Source organism: Caballeronia arationis (assembly GCF_001544975.2).
GTDB lineage: Bacteria > Pseudomonadota > Gammaproteobacteria > Burkholderiales > Burkholderiaceae > Caballeronia > Caballeronia arationis.
Window position 1 is genome coordinate 1 of record NZ_FCOG02000381.1, and the last position, 1,924, is coordinate 1,924.

At 64.8% G+C, this 1,924-nt stretch carries 2 protein-coding genes; both read right to left on the reverse strand.

Annotation, left to right across the window (positions count from 1 at the left end):
* Positions 1–358 precede the first annotated feature (358 nt).
* Positions 359–1,567 (reverse strand): IS91 family transposase, encoded by a 1,209-nt coding sequence (locus AWB81_RS42420; protein ID WP_062644513.1) that lies wholly within the window; start codon positions 1,565–1,567, stop codon positions 359–361.
* Between the two features lie 8 nt (positions 1,568–1,575).
* Positions 1,576–1,924: tyrosine-type recombinase/integrase (locus AWB81_RS42425; RefSeq protein WP_159939033.1), on the reverse strand; the 349-nt coding region annotated here is incomplete at its 5' end.

Genomic DNA, 1,924 nt, shown 5'->3' on the forward strand with positions numbered 1-1,924 from the left:
GGCAGAGGGATTTTTGGTTAGCGATTGCGGCTACGAACCTGTGAGCGAGTGCTTATAAGTCACACCGCAATCGGTAACTAAAAATCCGTTTGTGCTGAACCGCTCCGCAGGCGGTCGCATTTATGGGCGTTGAATGGCCGCAGAGATCATTCAATGCGTGCCGCCCGCGTTGGCCGGGCACCGGGCAACGATGAAGCGGAGTCGACGGTTACGCGACGGTGGTGCGAACGGTGGTCCTGGCGAGATGAATGACGTAGATTCCGGGTCGTGGGCATACGGCAAGGCTCGATGACGCAAACCCGGGCCCGTCGCCACGAGGAATGAATGGAGACCTGATTGGTAGTCGCGCCAAAGCGGATCAGTGACCATGGTGAATGTGTGGCGGTGCACGCGGCAGTGCGCCGGGCAGAAAGGTTTCAATGCACACCATGTGGCCGTTGCCGCAGACCGGGCAATCGCGCAGGGACCTGCCAGTGAGTCGCTGGTAACGGTCGCGGTAGTCTTCCATCGGGTCGGGTATGGCGTCCGCGGGAGGCACGACGCCGAGCAGCCGGCGGCAGGTGGCGAGCCTGGCGGTCCGGTGGCGATTGGCGAGCCACCCGTAACTGCGAATGCGCTTGAAGCCGTCGGGCGGCACATGCAGCAGGAAGCGGCGGATGAATTCGTCGGCCTCAAGCGTCATGGTCTTGGTTGCGGCGGGGTGTTTATAGTCTTTCCACCGGAAGGTGACGTGGCCGTCGTCGAAGCTGACCAAGCGGTGGTTCGAGATGGCCACGCGGTGGGTATAGCGGCCCAGATAGTTGAGCACGTGCCGGGCGTCGCCGAAGGGAGGCTTCGCATAGACTACCCACTCGGCCTGGGCGGCCGGTGCGAGAAAGGCGGCAAACGCCCGAATGTCGGCGAGCGGCTCAAGCTGGCCGTAGAAACGCAATGCACCGGTGTCGAAGGCATGGCGCAGCTCTGCGAGAAAGAGACGCCGGAACAGCCGTGAGAGGACCCGCACGGGCAGGAAGAAACCGGGGCGACAGGCGATCCAGTGTTCCCCGTCCGGGGCGATGCCGCCGCCCGGGACCACGCAGTGGACGTGCGGATGGTGTTGCAGATTCTGCCCCCAGGTATGCAGGACCGTGATGAAGCCGATTTCGGCGCCCAGGTGTTTCGGATCGGCGGCGATCGTGCGCAGGGTTTCGGCGCTGGTGCGGAACAGGATGTCGTAGAGCACGCGTTTGTTCTGCCAGGCGAGCGCCGCGATGGGCTCGGGCAGCGTGAAGACGACGTGGAAATACTCGACCCCGGGCAGCAGCTCGGCCTGCCGGTGTTCGAGCCATTGCGCGCGGGCGAGCGACTGGCACTTCGGGCAGGCGCGATGCCGGCACGAGTTGTAGGTGATGCGCTGGTGACCGCAGGCGTCGCACTGTTCGACATGCCCGCCGAGGGCCGCGGTGCGGCACAGTTCGATCGCGCTCATGGCTCGCCGCTGGGCACGGCTGAGCCCGTCGGCGTGGCTCTGCCGGTACTGCGGCCCGCAGCGGCGGAAGATGTCCGCCACCTCGAGTGCTGCACGCATGACGGTGTTCAGAAATACTCGGGCGGACTGGGTGGAGGCTGCAGCGGCTCGAGGTGCGGCAGCAGATCAAAGGGGCTGGAGGTTGCACAGATGGTGCTGGTTGCCACTTTCAAGTACTTGGCCGTGGTCGAAAGGCTGCGATGACCCATCAGCAGCTGGATCCTGCGCACGTCGGTGCCGGCCTCGAGCAGATGAGTGGCGAAGGCGTGCCTCAGCGAATGCGGCGTGATGGGTTTCTGGATACCGCTGCGCTGGCGCGCGATCCGGCAAGCCAGCGCTACTGCGGACCGGGTGATAGGGTGCCCGGGGATGTCGCCCGGAAATAGCCACTCCCTGGGGTGAGCGTCGTGCCAGTAC